The following is a 16,381-nucleotide window of genomic DNA, read 5'->3' on the forward strand; positions in this document are numbered from 1 at the left end:
CGTTGTAGGGGGACAGAAGGCGTATCCCGGCCGCGCCGGGGGACGTCCCTTGTTGCCCGGAAGCCGGGAATGCTTTCATCCGAATCAGGGTTGAGCCCACTAGACTCAAGTCGTTTGACAAACGTCACGCGAGACTCCAGTATGAGTCGCATCGACTCAACTTTGACTACAAGGACGTACTCATGGCACGTGCGGTAGGTATCGACCTGGGGACGACCAACTCCGTCGTCTCGATCCTCGAGGGCGGTGAGCCCACCGTCATCGCCAACGCGCAGGGCTCGCGGACCACCCCGTCTGTGGTCGCCTTTGCGAAGAACGGCGAGGTTCTCGTCGGCGAGGTCGCCAAGCGGCAGGCCGTCACCAACGTGGACCGGACGATTCGCTCGGTCAAGCGGGAGATGGGCACGAACTGGTCCGTCGAGATCGACGGCAAGAAGTTCTCCCCGCAGCAGATCAGCGCCTTCGTGCTGCAGAAGCTCAAGCAGGACGCCGAGGCCTACCTGGGCGAGAAGATCACCGACGCGGTGATCACCGTCCCGGCCTACTTCAACGACGCCCAGCGTCAGGCGACCCAGGAAGCCGGCACCATCGCCGGCCTCAACGTGCTTCGCATCATCAACGAGCCCACGGCCGCGGCGCTCGCCTACGGCCTCGACAAGGAGAAGGACGAGACCATCCTCGTCTTCGACCTCGGCGGCGGCACCTTCGACGTGTCCCTGCTCGACGTCGGCCAGGAGGACGGCCACGGCTTCGTCGAGGTCAAGGCCACCAGCGGCGACAACCACCTCGGTGGCGACGACTGGGACCAGCGTGTCGTCGACGAGCTCGCGACCCGCTTCAAGAACGCGCACGGCGTCGACCTGACCAAGGACAAGATGGCCCTGCAGCGCCTCCGTGAGGCCGCTGAGAAGGCCAAGATCGAGCTCTCCAGCCAGTCGGAGACCTCCATCAACCTGCCCTACATCACCGCCTCCGCCGAGGGCCCCCTCCACCTGGAGGAGAAGCTCACCCGCGCCGAGTTCCAGCGGATCACGGCCGACCTGCTCGAACGGTGCAAGGGCCCGTTCAACCAGGTCATCAAGGACGCCGGGATCAAGGTCTCCGACATCGCCCACGTGGTGCTCGTCGGCGGCTCGACCCGTATGCCCGCCGTCGTCGATCTCGTCAAGAACCTGACCGCCGGCCAGGAGCCCAACAAGGGCGTCAACCCGGACGAGGTCGTGGCCATCGGCGCCGCGCTCCAGGCCGGTGTGCTCAAGGGCGAGGTCAAGGACGTCCTGCTGCTCGACGTGACCCCGCTGTCGCTGGGCATCGAGACCAAGGGCGGGATCTTCACGAAGATCATCGAGCGCAACACCACGATCCCGACCAAGCGCTCCGAGGTCTTCACCACCGCCGAGGACAACCAGCCGTCGGTGCAGATCCAGGTCTACCAGGGCGAGCGCGAGATCGCGGCCTACAACAAGAAGCTGGCCACCTTCGAACTGACCGGCATCGCCCCGGCGCCGCGCGGCATCCCGCAGGTCGAGGTCACCTTCGACATCGACGCCAACGGCATCGTCAACGTCTCCGCCAAGGACCTCGGCACCGGCAAGGAGCAGACGATGACGATCACCGGCGGCTCCGCGCTGCCGAAGGACGACATCGAGCGCATGATGCGCGAGGCCGAGTCCTACGCCGAAGAGGACAAGCAGCGTCGCGAGGAGGCCGAGACGCGCAACAACGCCGACTCCCTCGTCTACCAGACCGAGAAGTTCCTCGGCGAGAACTCCGAGAAGGTTCCGGACGACGTCAAGACCGAGGTCAACGAGGCCGTCGCCGACCTGAAGAAGACCCTCGAGGGCACCGACTCGGCCGCGATCCGCGCCTCCGCGGAGAAGCTCGCCACGGTCAGCCAGAAGATGGGTTCGGCGATCTACGCCCAGGCCCAGGCGCAGGGCGCCGAGGGTCAGACCGGCACCACCGACGCCGAGACCGCGGACGGCCAGAAGGCGGACGACGATGTGGTCGAGGCCGAGATCGTGGACGACGAGCCGAAGCCCGAAGACGGCAAGAAGTGACCGCGGGAAAGTCGAGGGGAGCAAGAGCGTGAGCACGCGCGAGAACGGTTCCGAGGAGGAGCCGGTTATCCGCGACAACCGCAAGATCGACCCAGAGACGGGACAGGTGCGTCAGCCGAAGCAGGCGGGCGAGGAGACCGGGGAGCAGGCCGACCAGCCCTCCCTGGCCGACAACCTGGCCTCGATCGAGCTGGCCACCCAGCTCGCCGAGCGCACCGCGGACCTGCAGCGTCTCCAGGCGGAGTACTCCAACTACCGCAAGCGGGTGGAGCGCGACCGGGCGGCCGTCAGGGAGCAGGCGGTCGCCGGCGCCCTGGTCGAGCTGCTGCCGGTTCTCGACGACATCGGCCGGGCCCGCGACCACGGAGAGCTCACCGGCGGCTTCGCCAAGGTGAGCGAGTCCCTGGAGGCGGCCACGGGGAAACTGGGGTTGACGACCTTCGGCACCAAGGGCGAGCCCTTCGACCCGACGGTGCACGAGGCACTGATCCACAGCTACTCCCCCGATGTCACCGAGCCGACCTGCGTGGAGATCCTGCAGCCCGGTTACCGGATCGGCGAGCGTGTGCTCCGCCCCGCGCGGGTCGCGGTCGCGGAGCCCGAAGAGCCCGCCGCGGGCGACAACTGACACCCCCGTACTTGATCTCTGATAAGGAACGAAGATGAGCACCAAGGACTACCTGGAGAAGGACTACTACGCCGTCCTTGGTGTGCCCAAGACCGCCACCCCGGACGAGATCAAGAAGGCCTACCGGAAACTGGCCAGGCAGTACCATCCGGACGCCAACCCCGGAAGCTCGGGGGCCTCTGAGAGCACCGCCAAGTTCAAGGAGGTCTCCGAGGCCTACGACATCCTGTCCGACACCAAGCGCCGCAAGGAGTACGACGAGGCGCGGACGCTGTTCGGATCGGGGATCGGCGGCTACACGGGGGGCGGGGGAGCTTCCCGCGGCGGGTTCCCCTTCGACCTGGGGGACCTGTTCGGCGGCACCAACCAGCAGCAGAGCGGCACCGGAGAGCGCATCGGCGACCTCTTCGGCGGCCTCTTCAACCGGGGTGGCGGCACCGGCCGCGCCGGCGGGACGACCACCAGGGCGCGACGCGGCCAGGACGTCGAGTCCGAGGTCACGCTCTCCTTCGGCGAGGCGGTCGAGGGCGCCACGGTGTCGCTCCGCCTGACCTCCTCATCCGCGTGCACGGCGTGCGGAGGCACCGGCGCCAAGGCCGGGACCACCCCGCGGGTCTGCCCGACCTGCGAGGGCACCGGCGCGGCCAGCCGGAACCTGGGCAACTTCGCCTTCTCCGAGCCGTGCCGCGACTGCAAGGGCCGCGGCCTGCTGGTGGACGACCCGTGCCCGGTGTGCGAGGGAAGCGGACGGGGCAAGAGCACCCGCACGATCCAGGCGCGCATCCCGGCGGGGGTCGGCGACGGCCAGCGCATCAAGATCAAGGCCAAGGGCGCTCCCGGTGAGAACGGCGGCCCGGCCGGTGACCTGTACGTCCTGATCCACGTCAAGCCGCACCCGGTGTTCGGCAGGACGGGTGAGAACCTCACGGTCACCGTTCCGGTCACCTTCACCGAGGCCGCGCTCGGGGCGGAGATCAAGGTGCCGATCCTCAAGGGGATGCCGGTCACGCTGCGCATCCCCGAGGGCACCCCCAACGGCCGCACCTTCCGGGTGCGGGGCAGGGGCGTGGCCCGCAAGGACGGCACCAAGGGCGACCTGCTCGCCACGATCGAGGTTCTGGTGCCGCAACAGCTGGAGGACAAGGCGCGTGGCGCCCTGGAGGAGTTCCGCGACGCCACGGCGGGTGGTGACCCGAGGGCCGAGCTGATCCAACAGGCCAGAGGCGAGTAGCCATGGAAGCCAACTACTTCGATCTGTCGGACGACACTCCCGTCTACGTGATCTCGGTGGCCGCCCAGCTCTCCGGTCTGCACCCGCAGACCCTGCGCCAGTACGACCGTCTCGGCCTGGTCAGTCCAGGCCGGACGGCGGGTCGCGGGCGCCTCTACTCCACCCGCGACATCGTGATGCTCCGCGAGGTCCAGCGGCTCTCCCAGGAGGAGGGCATCAACCTCGCGGGCATCAAGCGGATCCTGTCGCTGGAGACCGAGGCGCTGCGCCTGCGCGACGAGAACCACCGCCTGCGCGCGGAGATGACCATGATCCGCGCCCTGATCCAGTATCAATTGCCACCCGCTTGACTCCATGAGGTCCCGGGGGGGCTTTACCTCCAAACGGAGCGAGGCACACAAGCATGGACTACAAGCTCACGCAGAAGAGCCAGGAGGCGGTCTCGTCCGCCATCCGCCGGGCCGCCGCCGAGGGCAACCCCGAGGTCGCCCCCGCCCACCTCTTCACCTCACTTCTCTCCCAGACCGGCGGCACCGCCGTCCCCCTGCTGGAGGCCGTGGGCGCCGACTGGAAGCAGTTGCGCACCGACGCCGAGAAGCGGCTCGCGGCCCTGCCCAAGGCGCAGGGCTCCACGGTCAGCGCGCCGTCGAGCTCCCGGCAACTGCTCACCGTGCTGAACACCGCGGCCCAGCGGGCCCGCCGGCTTGAGGACGACTACGTCTCGACCGAGCACCTGCTGGTCGGCCTCGCCGCCGACGGCGGCCCGATCGCCGAACTGCTCAAGGCGCAGGGGGCCACTCCCAACGCCCTGCTGGACGCCTTCGAGCAGGTGCGCGGGCACGCCAGGGTGACCACCGCGACGCCCGAGGACACCTACCAGGCGCTGGAGAAGTACGGCATCGACCTGACCGAGCGGGCCAGGGCGGGCAAGCTCGACCCCGTGATCGGGCGCGACTCGGAGATCCGGCGGGTCATCCAGGTGCTCAGCCGCAGGACCAAGAACAACCCGGTGCTCATCGGCGAGCCCGGCGTCGGCAAGACCGCCGTGGTGGAGGGGCTGGCCCAGCGGATCGTCGCGGGTGACGTGCCCTCCAGCCTGCGCGACAAGCGTCTGATCGCCCTGGACCTGGGCGCGATGGTCGCCGGCGCCAAATACCGGGGCGAGTTCGAGGAGCGCCTCAAGGCCGTGCTCAGCGAGATCAAGGAGAGCGACGGCCAGATCGTCACCTTCATCGACGAGCTGCACACCATGGTCGGCGCCGGTGCCGCCGAGGGCGCGATGGACGCGGGAAACATGCTCAAGCCCATGCTGGCCCGGGGCGAGCTGCGAATGATCGGCGCGACGACGCTCGACGAATACCGCGAGCGCATCGAGAAGGACCCCGCCCTGGAGCGGCGCTTCCAGCAGATCTACGTGGGCGAGCCCAACGTCGAGGACACCATCGCCATCCTGCGCGGCCTCAAGGGCCGCTACGAGGCGCACCACCAGGTCCAGATCGCCGACAGCGCGCTCGTGGCCGCCTCCGCCCTCTCCGACCGCTACATCACCTCCAGGTTCCTGCCGGACAAGGCGATCGACCTCATCGACGAGGCCGCCTCCCGGCTCCGCATGGAGATCGACTCCCGTCCCGTGGAGATCGACCAGCTCCAGCGGAGCGTGGACCGGATGAAGATGGAGGAGCTCGCGCTCTCCAAGGAGACCGACGAGAGCAGCGTCCAGCGACGGGAGCGGCTCCGCAGAGAGCTCGCCGACCGTCAGGAGGAGCTCAACGGCCTGGTCGGCCGCTGGGAGCGGGAGAAGGCCGGGCTCAACCGGCTCGGTGACCTCAAGAAGCAGATCGACGAGGCGCGCGGCGCCGCCGAGCGGGCACAGCGCGACGGTGACTTCGAGGCCGCCTCCCGGCTGATGTACGCCGACGTGCCCAAGCTGGAGGCCGAGCTCGCCGAGGCCAGCACGGCCGCCCAGCCCGAGAACCCGATGGTCAAGGAGGAGGTCGGCCCCGACGACATCGCCCAGGTCATCTCCTCATGGACCGGCATCCCCGCCGGCCGCCTGCTCGAAGGTGAGACCAGCAAGCTGCTCCGCATGGAGGAGGAGCTCGGCAAGCGCCTGATCGGCCAGAGGCCGGCCGTCCAGGCCGTCTCCGACGCCGTACGGCGGGCACGCGCGGGCATCTCCGACCCCGACAGGCCGACCGGAAGCTTCCTGTTCCTCGGCCCGACGGGTGTCGGCAAGACCGAACTGGCCAAGGCGCTGGCGGACTTCCTGTTCGACGACGAGCGGGCGATGGTCCGCATCGACATGAGCGAGTACGGCGAGAAGCACAGCGTCGCGCGCCTCGTGGGAGCCCCTCCCGGTTACGTGGGGTACGAGGAGGGCGGCCAGCTCACCGAGGCCGTGCGGCGCAGGCCGTACACCGTGGTGCTGCTGGACGAGGTCGAGAAGGCCCACCCCGAGGTCTTCGACGTCCTGCTCCAGGTCCTCGACGACGGGCGGCTCACCGACGGGCAGGGCAGGACCGTCGACTTCCGCAACGTGATCCTGGTCCTCACCTCCAACCTCGGCTCGCAGTTCCTCGTGGACCCGAAGCTGGACAAGGAGACCCAGCGGAAGACCGTGATGGACGCGGTGCGAAACGCCTTCAAGCCCGAGTTCCTCAACCGGCTCGACGACGTGATCCTGTTCGACGCGCTCGGCACGGAGGAGCTGTCCAGGATCGTGGACCTCCAGGTGGCGCACCTGGCCGCGCGGCTGGCCGATCGGCGGCTCACGCTGACCGTGACCCCGGCGGCGCGCGACTGGCTGGCTCTGACCGGCTACGACCCGCTGTACGGCGCACGCCCGCTGCGCCGCCTCATCCAGTCGGCGATCGGCGACAAACTGGCCAAGCAGGTGCTCGCCGGCGAGGTCCACGACGGAGACGAGGTCCTCGTCGACCTCGACGAGGCGAACGACACCCTGGCGATCGGCCCGGTAATGGCTTAACCATCGTTGGGCCAAACGGATCCCCCTTCAAAACCCCGCTGTTACGTTCGGCACTCATCCGATTACCGAAAACGAACAGGGAAACGCGCATGTCTAACGCATCACGGAACGTCAGGGGGATCCTCGCGACGGCGGCGCTCATGGCCGGCGTGAACTGGGCGGTGATCATTCCTGCGTCGGCGGAGGTCGTGCCCTGCCAGGGCCGGGACGTGGTGAGCGTGGTGGGGGCGCCGGGCTACGGGGCGGCGATCTGCGACGGGATCGGCGATTCCGGGATCACCGCGACCGGCGGCGAGATAATGATCCCCGCCGGCTACGGAGCCCCGAGGACCGTGGACCCGTTCGCCCGGGCCGCGGGCCTGCCCGGTCTCTCCTGGGCCTCCGGAACGGTCGGCTTCACCGACGCCGGGGCGATCGGCTTCACCGACGGCGGAGGCGCCGCCGGGATGGTCGGCTTCGCCGACCCCGCGGGCGCCGCCAGGGGCATCGGCTTCCAGTCTCTGCCCCTGGAACGGCGGTGGGCCGGCACCCTGTCCACCACCCCGGACCTGCCCGGCCTGCCGGGCGCGCCCGGCACCGGAGCGGACGGGTCGCCGGTCCAGGTCTCCCGGTTCCCGGGCCTTCCCGGACCGAGTGGCACGGTGTCCGGCGACATGCCGCTGCCGGAGCCGATCCCGGTGAGGGCCCGCACGGAAGAGGCGCCCGGCACGAACCCGCCCGGCGTGGACGCGAGCCCGTCCCGGACGGACCTGCCCGGAACCGGCACGGACCTTCCCGGCCCGGGCACGGACCTTCCCGGCGCGATCCGGCTGGAGGTCCCGCCCGTGCCGGAGAACCTCGTGGACGACGCCGCACCGGACGACGCCGCTCCGGTGGACGGTGCGGAGGTCGCCCCGCTGGACGGCATGGAGGACGGCACGGGGATCGCTCCGCTGGAGGACGCGGAGGAGGTCTCCCGGCCCTCGACCCTGAGCACGGTGTCCTCGGGTCTCGGACTCGGCTAGCCGGCGGGGTCGCTCGACGGAGAAGGGCCGTGATTCGGGGGGATCACGGCCCTTCTCCGTCGGCACGACCCACCGGCCACGACGCGCCTGCCCCGTCACCACGACGGATCAGGCGAGGAGCCGGCCGCGTTTCCCGACCCACCGGCGCGCCGGATCGGGCGGGGAGCCGTCCGCCGGCGTTCAGTGCGAGGCGTCCAGCAAGGCGTCGAGCTCGTCTTCGGGAAGGCCCAGATCCACCCGGATCCGGTAGCGGGTCCTGAGCAGCGCGATGTGCTCACTGCCGCCCTCCGCGGCCTCGTGGGCCCCCTCGGTGGCCCAGCGATGGGCCTCCCTCAGGTCGCCGTAGGCGACGAGGGTCTCGGCGACCGTGAGGGCGGTGGCGGGGGTGACCCCGCCGTCGGCCCGGATCGCTTCGATCACCTCCCGCGCCTCATCCGCCTGTTCGAGCTCGAAGAGGGTGTCCGCGATCCCGGCCCGGGGGTCGACACTCACCTCGCCCCCGTCGTCCACCGCCCGCTGGAAACAGTCGAGGGCGTGGGCCGGCTGTCCGGCCTGCCGCCACTCCTCCGCCGCGAGCAAGAGGATCGCCGACCGCGATACGTCACCGGTCACGTATGCCTCTACCAGGGCTTCCAGCCGCCGGGCCAGGTCTTCGTGATCGTCGGCCAGAAGTGTCTGCTCAAGCAATCGATCGAGTTGCTCACGTGTCACATGTGCCACATCGCGAGAGTACCGAGCGGCGCTCGATTTCGTCCGGACAACGGCAGGTATTGGTCACACGACCTTAGGTAAACGACTGGTCACGGTGCGCGTGTCCCTCCAGCAAAACGGGCATATGAGCCGGGACTCCTGGTAATGGAGTGACCTCGTTGGGAGGGCTGCGATGGGCATGTCCAAGCAGACGACCTTCACTCTGACACTCCTGGTGGCCGTTTCCGCGATCGTTCCGGGGTCCGCCGGATACCTGTCCGCCAGGATGGACGCCGTCGAACAGGCCCGCAGCGAGCTGCTCTCCCTGGAGAGCCGGCTCCGGCAGGAGAGGCACGAGGAGCTGGCCGAGGAGATCGAACTGGTCCGCCAGGCTCGGCGGTCCCGGGCCGCCGTACCCGCCCCCACCCCCTGCAAGGCCATGGAGAGTTCCGGACAGGAGCACGGAAGGCAACCGCACAGACCCACCGCGATCGTCCCCGGGCCGTTGGAACGCGAGACGGAGAGGCTTCTCCAGAAGAGGATCCGCGGGGACGAACTCCTTGAGGCGAGGCTCGACGAGGAGATCACCGAGGAGGTGCGCCGGTTGACCGAGCTTGAGCGCAGGCGCAAGATCCGCGAGCGCGTGGAGAGGCTCATCGCCCCCGGGCTGAGCGCCGTCACCGAGAGGATCCTGCCGTCGGAGGCCTACCGGAGAGCCCGGCAGGAGAGCCCGGCCCCCGAGTCGCCTCAGCCCGACGTCCCGGCGAACTGACGGTTCAGATATCCCCGGATCAGGCGCTTGGCCTCGGCCACGATCTCCGGATCACCCTTCGGATCGTGCCGGAAGGCCAGTTTGAGCACCGCGTCTCCCGCCTCCACGGCGACCAGGGCGGCCAGGTCGATCTTCTCGCTGTCGGCCAGGCCGTACTCCTGGAGAAGGAGGCCGCGCAGTCGTCCGGCGATCACCGTGTTGTTGTCCGACACCGCGTCGAGCAGGTTCAGGTCGACCACGTCGCCGAAGTGCAGGGATCGGAAACCCGGGACGGACCTGTGCATCTCCACGTATTCGTCGATGATCGCGTCGACCGCGTCCCACCAGCCGGCGTAGTCCTCCGACAGGAAGCGCCTCCCGATCCGGGAGACGAGCCGCTCCACCTGGCGCCGGGTCATGGCCTGGATGACGGCCCGTTTGTCGGGGAAGAACTGGTAGACCGAGCCGATCGCGACTCCGGCGCGTTCGGCGATCCGGGTGGTGGACAGCGCGTCGTAGCCGACCTCGTCCAGCAGATCGGCACACGCGTCAAGCATCCTCTCGACGCGCCGTGCGCTCCGCCTCTGGGTCGGCCGGCGCCGCAGCGGAGCTTCACCGGGCTCCTCGGCAGGCATGGTGGACACCCCACCATCTTGCCTGCCCCACCTCTCCAGGTCAGGCCTTATTCGTCAATCGCAAGATTTCTCCCGCCCCCGAGAGCCGAAAGGGATTCGGCCTAACCGGGCTCGGCCGCCAGGCCCGCGCAGTCGCGCAGCGCCTTCCAGCCGTTGACGGCCTGCTGCTTGCCGCTTCCGGTGATCGGGAGCGGCACTCCGCCCTGGATGGAGGCGGGGGTCCACTGGTCCTTGAGCACCTTGCGGCCGTTGATGGTCAGGGTGAGAACGCCGGTCCTGCCCGTCTCCGGGCCCCAGTTGTAGAAGACGAAGTTGCCCAGGCCGTAACTGACGTAGGCGTTCTTCAGGTAGCCGCTGCCGAGCAGGATGTGCGCGTGACCTCCCACGACGACGTCGGCCCCGGCCGCGATCAGCTTGGGGGCCAGGCCGAGCTGGGCGTCGTTGGGGCACTTCTGCAGCTCGGTGCCCCAGTGCAGGTGGACGATCACCGTGTCGGAGTTCTTGCGCGCCTTGCGCACCTCCTGAATCAGTCGCGGCTCGTTCTTGGCCGAGGCCAGGCCGCCCTTGCTCGCGGTCGCCGTCCAGGCGTCGATGAACTCGGCGTCCAGCACCTGGGTGGCGCCGATGATGGCGACGCGGTTGCCGTTCACCGTCGTGCGCCAGGGCCTGTACGCCTCGGCCTCGTTCCTCCCCACCCCCACGATGGGGAACTTCGAACGCTTGACGGCGGCCAGGGAGTCGGCCAGCCCGCTCTGCATGTAGTCCATGCCGTGGTTGTTGGCCATGGACGCGACGTCCACGCCGGACGCCTTCAGCGCGGTCAGCGCCGCGGCGGGGGCCCGGAAGGTGTACTGCTTGCCAGGGGCGGGGGTTCCCCCGGTGGTGATCGCGGTCTCCAGGTTGACCATCGCCAGGTCGGAGGCCTTGAGCACCTTGGCGATGGGGCCGAGCGCGGTCTTCGGGTCGGCGTTCAGCCTGGTCCTCAGCACGCCCTCGAAGTGCACGTCGCCGCCGAAGGAGATGGTGTACGGCCTGCGCGTGGGTGTGGGTTTGGGTGTGGGTTCGGTGGAGGTGGTCGGCTTCTCCGCGACGTCGGGTGCGGCCGTCGGGGTGGCGGACTCGGCCGCCGAACAGGCCACGGCGAGCATCGTGGAGAGGGTGACAGCGGTGGCCGCGACGAGGCGGCGGGCGGGATATGTGTCCATCGGTATCCGAGGATGCCATCTCACCCGCGTCATGGGGGATAACCGGCCCTATGAGATTTGACTCCGCGAGACTTGGATGATTCGTTTACTTGAATGATTCCGGTTTGGGTCGTAGCGTGGGGTCCGTGGAAGAGGAGGACCGACTTCGCCGGGCAGGTCTGCGGGTGACCGCGGCCCGACTGGCGATCATGCAGACCGTACAAGAGGGCGACCACCTGGATGTGGACGCCGTTCATCGTGGCGTGCGGGACCGGGTCGGTCAGGTCTCCCTGCAAGCCGTATATGACTCCCTGCACGCACTACACCGCGGCGGGCTGCTCCGCAGGATAGAACCCGCGGGCAGTCCCGCCCGATATGAGGCGCGGGTCGGCGACAACCACCACCATCTCGTCTGCCGAGGATGCGGAAAGGTCACCGACGTCGACTGCGCCGTCGGGCACGCCCCCTGCCTCGACCCCGTATCCGATGCCGGATATCTGGTCGATGAGGCAGATGTCATCTTCTGGGGTATGTGTCCCGACTGCCGTTCCCAAGACGCAAAAGACGCCAGATGAAGAAGAACTCCGGAGGACCGATCTATGAGCACCAGGCCGATCACCACCACCGATGCCGGAATCGCCGCCCCGAGCGACGAGCACTCCCAGTCGGTGGGACCCAACGGCCCCCTTCTCCTTCAGGACCACTACCTGATCCAGAAGATGGCCCACTTCAATCGGGAACGCGTGCCCGAGCGCGTCGTCCACGCCAAGGGCGGCGGTGCGCACGGCATCCTTCAGATCACCGAGGACGTCAGCCAGTTCACCAAGGCCGGCCTGTTCGCCAAGGGCAAGGAGACCCCGCTCTTCCTGCGCTTCTCCACCGTGGCCGGCGAGCTCGGCAGCGCCGACACCCAGCGCGACCCGCGCGGCTTCGCGATCAAGTTCTACACCGAAGAGGGCAACTACGACCTCGTCGGCAACAACACACCGATCTTCTTCATCCGCGATCCGCAGAAGTTCTCGGACTTCATCCACAGCCAGAAGCGCCGCGCGGACACCAACCTGCGTGACCACAACATGCAGTGGGACTTCTGGACGAACTCACCGGAGAGCGCCCACCAGGTCACCTTCCTGATGACCGACCGCGGCACCCCGACGTCCTGGCGCCACATGCACGGCTTCGGCTCCCACACCTTCCTGTGGTACAACGCGGCCGGCGAGAAGTTCTGGATCAAGTACCACTTCAGGACCGACCAGGGCGTCAAGAACTTCACCGACGCCGAGGCCGGCGCCGTCATCGCGCAGGACGCCGATTTCCACCTCCGCGACCTGCACACCGCGATCGCGTCCGGCGACCACCCGTCCTGGACGGTGAACGTCCAGATCATGCCGTTCGAGGACGCCGCCGACTACCGGTTCAACCCGTTCGACCTGACCAAGGTGTGGCCGCACGCCGACTACCCCGAGATCACGATCGGCAGGTTCACCCTGAACCGGAACCCGGTGAACTACTTCGCCGAGGTGGAGCAGGCCGCCTTCGAGCCCGCCAACCTGGTGCCGGGCATCGGCCCGTCACCGGACAAGATGCTCCAGGGCCGGCTGTTCTCCTATCCCGACACCCACCGCTACCGCATCGGCCCCAACTACCTGCAGCTGCCGATCAACGCACCGTTGTCGCCCGTCCACAGCTACAACAAGGACGGCCACATGACCTTCAACAACCCCGCCGACCCGGTCTACGCGCCGAACTCCATGGGCGGCCCCGTGGCCGACCCGACGCTGTTCGAAGGGGAGAACTACCAGGTGAGCGGTGAGATCATCCGCTCCGCCTACACCCTGCACAGCGAGGACGACGACTACGGTCAGCCCCGCGCCCTGTGGGAGAACGTCCTGTCCGACACCGACCGCTCCCACCTGGTGAGCAACGTCGTCGGCCACGCCTCCGCCCCGGAGGTCACGGCCGAGATGAAGAAGCGCGTCGTCGAATACTGGACCAACGTCCACAAGGACCTCGGCCAGGGCGTCGCCCAGGGCCTGGGCGTCACCGCCGGCTAGTCACATCCGCTCATGCGGCCCGCATCTCACCGGGGTGCGGGCCGTACGGCTGTCTCCAGGAACACGAAAGGGGCCTGACCCGCCATTGGGTAAGCCCCCGTCCTGGAAGGGCGGCCGCTCAGAGATCGAAGTCTCCGCCCTTCACTCCCGCGATGAACGCGGCCCATCCGGAGCCGTCGAAGATCAGCACAGGCCCGGTCCGGTCCTTGCTGTCCCTGACCGCGATGCGCCGCCCCGGAAGGCAGGCCACCTCGACACAGTTCCCGTTGACCGCACTGGCCCGGCTCTTCCACCACTCCACCCCGAATGGGTCAATATCGGACATAACTCACCCCTTCTCCCATGAGAGACCATAAGGCACCTTAAGGATGAACGGGTGACGGAAAACCTGCAAGACATTGGACGCGACAAGATAGTGCACTGTGTCTGTCACAACCTACGGCATGCGATGATTCTTGCCTGTTCCACCGGCAGGCCGTCAATCCATCCGGTGGGCGGAAACAATGAAGTCGCAACAATCCCAACGAAGCGGCCCTGGTTCTTGCTCGTGAGTGCCGGGGCCGTTTCTACTAGAGGTCGAATTCCCCGTCCTTCACCCCCCCGACGAAGGCTTTCCACTCATCGGGGGTGAAGACGAGGACCGGGCCGGACTGGTTCTTGCTGTCACGAACCCCCACCTGCCCCTCACCCAAGGGCGCCACTTCGACGCAGTTGCCGTTGATGGCACTCCGGGCGCTCTTTTTCCACATTACACCGCTGAGATTATTTGCGTTCATTGTTCTTCCCGAAAATGACAGGGCAGCGGCAGGCGGAAACCTGTCGCTACTCACTCCAGTACTTGATTGTCTTTTTGATCAGCTCCTGTGACGCCATCTCATCGAGAGCTCGTTCCACCAGGTGACCGAAGGCCAGCTCGTACGCGTAGACCAATTCCGCGTCCTCCACGAATCGCCCGCCGAGGAGAGCCTCCACGTAGACGACATCGGGAAAGTCGGGGAATTTCAGGTGCACGAACGATCCCGTGGACACCGGCGGCGGAACGTCCTGAGGAAGGATTCTCATCTCCACGTGCTCCAGCCTCGACACCTCGATCAGGTGCGCGAGCTGGTCCCGCATGACGCGGGCGTCTCCGTACTGGTTCCTCAGCACGGATTCGTGGAACACGCTCACGTGGGTCAGCGGGTCGGGCACGTGCAGCAGGGTGCGCTGCCGTTCCATCCGGATATCGATCAGCTCCTGGAGCCGGCCCGGCGGAACCTGACCGGCATGCTGATTCGCCTGGACGAGGGATCGCACATATTCCTCTGTCTGGAGAAGGCCCGGCACGATCTGGGGTTCCCAGTTCTGCATCAAGGTGGCCTCCGCCTCCATCCCCATGAGCGTGATGTATTCATCGGGGATGGAATTGCGATACCGCTCCCACCAACCCTTTCGGGACGCGTCGCGCCTCAGCGCGACCAGAACGTCCTGAAGGGCTTCGTCGACCTTGTAAAGCCTGATGAGCGCCTCGACGTCGGCCGGACCGGCCAGCGTCTTGGCGTTCTCGATGCGGCTGACCTTGGCGGTCGACCACTCCAGGCGCTCGGCCACCTCGTCGCCCGTCATGTTCAGGTTCTCGCGGAGCCGACGCAGCTCCATGCCCAGCCGTCGCCGGCGAAGCGCGGGGCTGCCACGTTCGGACATCGCGACCTCCTCACCATGACGCACAGGCGCACCTCATGGCCTCAACAGGAACAATCCGAATGGTAATGCAAATTGCATAGATCGTTGCAGTGCATATGCGAAAGTTTATTGCTTTTTTCCTTACGCCAAGCCTTGCAGGGAAATCTCTGCTGAGCGACTATCGGAACAGGAAGGTTCCCAGAAGATCGGGGAAGCCACCGGTGATCATCCGGCGGAGTTTCTTCAGGAGACCTCAGCGGGCCACGCGCGGGAGTCCGGGTGGTGCGCGACCTGATCGGCAACGGCGCCGGCTCACATGTCGGAGTCATGCGGGGAGGCCACCAGGGGGAGCAGGAAAAACCGGACGGCGACAGCCCAGTGTCGCGCACGCACCAGAAAGGCGCCGACGAGGCGCCACAGAAAAACCGGGTCGGCGGCCACCGACCCGGTTGGCACAAGAACTCCGCGTCAAAGCCACGAAGGGAGTTTCCTATGTCCTTCCACGGTACCAAGGGACTCTGCGGAATCAAGACCCTCATCCTCGACCTCCTCGACCTCTCCGATCGAGAGCTCTGCATGGACCAGGACGAGTGGGCCTACAAGCTCGGCTGGACCGTGACCCGGATCGGGTTCGGGGCCCGGCGCTACCGCGACCCCCGCTTCGACCTCCTCAAGGCCGAGCGCGCCGCCGCTTCCGCCCTCGCTCTCGCGCCCACTCCCGACGAGGGGGTGAGCGGCGGTGTCCCAGCGTAATCTCCGCAACAACCGCTACGACCGGGCGGGCGAGCGGCCGTACCGCCGGGCGAACCCTCTGGTCCGGCTGTGGCGCTGGCGGACGGAGATCGCCCTGCTGGCCGCCGCCGTCACCGTCGTGGCCGTGGTCGTCCACTCCCTGGGGGAGGGCCGCTGGTGGCCGTCCTTGATACTGGCCGGCACCATCGGTGTCCCGGCGGCCTCCCGCCTCGGACGAAACTGGATGATCGCGCACCTGTGGTGCCTGGTCTCCCGGCACCGCGTCCAGAGGACCTGCGTGGAAAGCGGCATACACACCCGCACGGGCCGGCTCCCGCTGATCTTGTGGATCACTCCGACGAACGCCGGGGAGAAGGCCCTCGTCCTCACCCGGGCCGGAACCTGCGCCGAGGACTTCGAGGCCTTCTCCGGGGAGCTCGCGTCGGCCTGCTACGCCCGGCGGGTGAACGTCGCACGGCACCGGAAGTGGGCCCACCTGATCACCATCGAGATCATCCGCAGGGAGCCGGCCCCCGGCCTCTTCCCGGTACTCGACCGGATCTACGGGCAGGCGAACTGGGTGCCCGTGCGCTCCGGCCGGGACCATGAGGAGGTACCCGATATCCGCTCCGTCACGACGACGTTCCCGGTGGCCGCATGACCCCCCGCGAACCCCTCACGACCCTCCATGCACGGCCCGCTTGATCACCGCGAACCCCTCACGACCCCCACGACCGCTGCGAACCACGCGGGCGGCCTTCGCC

Annotated in this window: 16 protein-coding genes and 1 pseudogene; 11 read left to right on the top strand and 6 right to left on the bottom strand. The window is 67.9% G+C overall.

All coding sequences use genetic code 11. The features are described from left to right. Window positions 1-182: 182 nt before the first annotated feature. From dnaK to J2853_RS32015, 6 genes and pseudogenes are all read left to right on the top strand, one after another. Window positions 183-2,060, top strand: a complete 1,878-nt coding sequence (gene dnaK / locus J2853_RS31990) for a molecular chaperone DnaK (protein ID WP_307564432.1) — start codon at window positions 183-185, stop codon at window positions 2,058-2,060. A 28-nt stretch (window positions 2,061-2,088) separates the two neighbouring features. Further along, window positions 2,089-2,688: a nucleotide exchange factor GrpE gene (grpE, locus tag J2853_RS31995; protein ID WP_307564433.1), complete on the top strand. Its 600-nt coding sequence runs from the start codon at window positions 2,089-2,091 to the stop codon at window positions 2,686-2,688. Window positions 2,689-2,722: 34 nt separating this feature from the next. Beyond that, window positions 2,723-3,919, top strand: a complete 1,197-nt coding sequence (gene dnaJ / locus J2853_RS32000) for a molecular chaperone DnaJ (protein WP_307564434.1) — start codon at window positions 2,723-2,725, stop codon at window positions 3,917-3,919. 2 nt (window positions 3,920-3,921) lie between these two features. Beyond that, window positions 3,922-4,174: pseudogene (locus tag J2853_RS32005) on the top strand (heat shock protein transcriptional repressor HspR); the annotation flags it as partial. Window positions 4,175-4,322: 148 nt separating this feature from the next. Further along, window positions 4,323-6,905 (top strand): ATP-dependent chaperone ClpB, encoded by a 2,583-nt coding sequence (clpB, locus tag J2853_RS32010; protein WP_307564435.1) that lies wholly within the window; start codon window positions 4,323-4,325, stop codon window positions 6,903-6,905. 89 nt (window positions 6,906-6,994) lie between these two features. Continuing rightward, window positions 6,995-7,909 (top strand): hypothetical protein, encoded by a 915-nt coding sequence (locus tag J2853_RS32015; protein ID WP_307564436.1) that lies wholly within the window; start codon window positions 6,995-6,997, stop codon window positions 7,907-7,909. Window positions 7,910-8,089: 180 nt separating this feature from the next. Here the strand turns inward: J2853_RS32015 and J2853_RS32020 are convergent, their stop codons facing one another. Further along, window positions 8,090-8,629 carry a hypothetical protein gene (locus J2853_RS32020; protein ID WP_307564437.1) on the bottom strand — a complete coding sequence of 180 codons (540 nt, stop codon included), beginning with the start codon at window positions 8,627-8,629 and terminating at the stop codon, window positions 8,090-8,092. 169 nt (window positions 8,630-8,798) lie between these two features. On the opposite strand from J2853_RS32020, the gene J2853_RS32025 reads away from it, so the two are divergent. Then, a complete protein-coding gene (locus tag J2853_RS32025) occupies window positions 8,799-9,371 on the top strand; it encodes a hypothetical protein (RefSeq protein WP_307564438.1) in 573 nt (190 codons plus the stop codon). On the opposite strand, the gene J2853_RS32030 is transcribed toward J2853_RS32025, so the two are convergent. Both J2853_RS32030 and J2853_RS32035 read right to left on the bottom strand, forming a co-directional pair. Beyond that, on the bottom strand, window positions 9,347-9,907 hold the full coding sequence (locus J2853_RS32030) for a TetR/AcrR family transcriptional regulator (RefSeq protein ID WP_307564439.1): 561 nt from the start codon (window positions 9,905-9,907) through the stop codon (window positions 9,347-9,349). The genes J2853_RS32025 and J2853_RS32030 overlap by 25 nt on opposite strands. Before the next feature lie 179 nt (window positions 9,908-10,086). Further along, window positions 10,087-11,190, bottom strand: coding sequence for a CapA family protein (locus J2853_RS32035; protein ID WP_307564440.1), 1,104 nt, complete (start codon window positions 11,188-11,190; stop codon window positions 10,087-10,089). Between the two features lie 125 nt (window positions 11,191-11,315). Between J2853_RS32035 and J2853_RS32040 the strand changes: the two genes are divergently transcribed. Further along, window positions 11,316-11,744 carry a Fur family transcriptional regulator gene (locus tag J2853_RS32040; RefSeq protein WP_307564441.1) on the top strand — a complete coding sequence of 143 codons (429 nt, stop codon included), beginning with the start codon at window positions 11,316-11,318 and terminating at the stop codon, window positions 11,742-11,744. 24 nt (window positions 11,745-11,768) lie between these two features. Continuing rightward, entirely contained in the window at window positions 11,769-13,223 is a 1,455-nt protein-coding gene (locus J2853_RS32045) for a catalase (protein ID WP_307564442.1), read from the top strand. Between the two features lie 118 nt (window positions 13,224-13,341). On the opposite strand, the gene J2853_RS32050 is transcribed toward J2853_RS32045, so the two are convergent. From J2853_RS32050 to J2853_RS32060, 3 genes are all read right to left on the bottom strand, one after another. After that, on the bottom strand, window positions 13,342-13,548 hold the full coding sequence (locus J2853_RS32050) for a DUF397 domain-containing protein (RefSeq protein WP_307564443.1): 207 nt from the start codon (window positions 13,546-13,548) through the stop codon (window positions 13,342-13,344). Window positions 13,549-13,792: 244 nt separating this feature from the next. Next, window positions 13,793-13,999 (bottom strand): DUF397 domain-containing protein, encoded by a 207-nt coding sequence (locus J2853_RS32055; protein ID WP_307564444.1) that lies wholly within the window; start codon window positions 13,997-13,999, stop codon window positions 13,793-13,795. A gap of 46 nt (window positions 14,000-14,045) precedes the next feature. Then, window positions 14,046-14,906 (bottom strand): helix-turn-helix domain-containing protein, encoded by an 861-nt coding sequence (locus J2853_RS32060; protein WP_307564445.1) that lies wholly within the window; start codon window positions 14,904-14,906, stop codon window positions 14,046-14,048. 471 nt (window positions 14,907-15,377) lie between these two features. Between J2853_RS32060 and J2853_RS32065 the strand changes: the two genes are divergently transcribed. Further along, window positions 15,378-15,638, top strand: coding sequence for a hypothetical protein (locus J2853_RS32065; RefSeq protein WP_307564446.1), 261 nt, complete (start codon window positions 15,378-15,380; stop codon window positions 15,636-15,638). Beyond that, window positions 15,625-16,278, top strand: a complete 654-nt coding sequence (locus J2853_RS32070) for a hypothetical protein (protein ID WP_307564447.1) — start codon at window positions 15,625-15,627, stop codon at window positions 16,276-16,278. The genes J2853_RS32065 and J2853_RS32070 overlap by 14 nt, the downstream gene beginning before the upstream one ends. Window positions 16,279-16,381: the final 103 nt, after the last annotated feature.

Origin of the sequence: Streptosporangium lutulentum, from assembly GCF_030811455.1 — a bacterium.
GTDB classification, from domain to species: domain Bacteria; phylum Actinomycetota; class Actinomycetes; order Streptosporangiales; family Streptosporangiaceae; genus Streptosporangium; species Streptosporangium lutulentum.

Bases quoted from the DNA above. Each gene is read 5' to 3' on its own strand.
- dnaK (WP_307564432.1), top strand. From the start codon at position 183: ATGGCACGTGCGGTAGGTATCGACCTGGGGACGACCAACTCCGTCGTC.
- dnaJ (WP_307564434.1), top strand. From the start codon at position 2,723: ATGAGCACCAAGGACTACCTGGAGAAGGACTACTACGCCGTCCTTGGT.
- clpB (WP_307564435.1), top strand. From the start codon at position 4,323: ATGGACTACAAGCTCACGCAGAAGAGCCAGGAGGCGGTCTCGTCCGCC.
- J2853_RS32015 (WP_307564436.1), top strand. From the start codon at position 6,995: ATGTCTAACGCATCACGGAACGTCAGGGGGATCCTCGCGACGGCGGCG.
- J2853_RS32025 (WP_307564438.1), top strand. From the start codon at position 8,799: ATGTCCAAGCAGACGACCTTCACTCTGACACTCCTGGTGGCCGTTTCC.
- J2853_RS32030 (WP_307564439.1), bottom strand. From the start codon at position 9,907: ATGCTTGACGCGTGTGCCGATCTGCTGGACGAGGTCGGCTACGACGCG.
- J2853_RS32035 (WP_307564440.1), bottom strand. From the start codon at position 11,190: ATGGACACATATCCCGCCCGCCGCCTCGTCGCGGCCACCGCTGTCACC.
- J2853_RS32045 (WP_307564442.1), top strand. From the start codon at position 11,769: ATGAGCACCAGGCCGATCACCACCACCGATGCCGGAATCGCCGCCCCG.
- J2853_RS32050 (WP_307564443.1), bottom strand. From the start codon at position 13,548: ATGTCCGATATTGACCCATTCGGGGTGGAGTGGTGGAAGAGCCGGGCC.
- J2853_RS32055 (WP_307564444.1), bottom strand. From the start codon at position 13,999: ATGAACGCAAATAATCTCAGCGGTGTAATGTGGAAAAAGAGCGCCCGG.
- J2853_RS32060 (WP_307564445.1), bottom strand. From the start codon at position 14,906: ATGTCCGAACGTGGCAGCCCCGCGCTTCGCCGGCGACGGCTGGGCATG.
- J2853_RS32065 (WP_307564446.1), top strand. From the start codon at position 15,378: ATGTCCTTCCACGGTACCAAGGGACTCTGCGGAATCAAGACCCTCATC.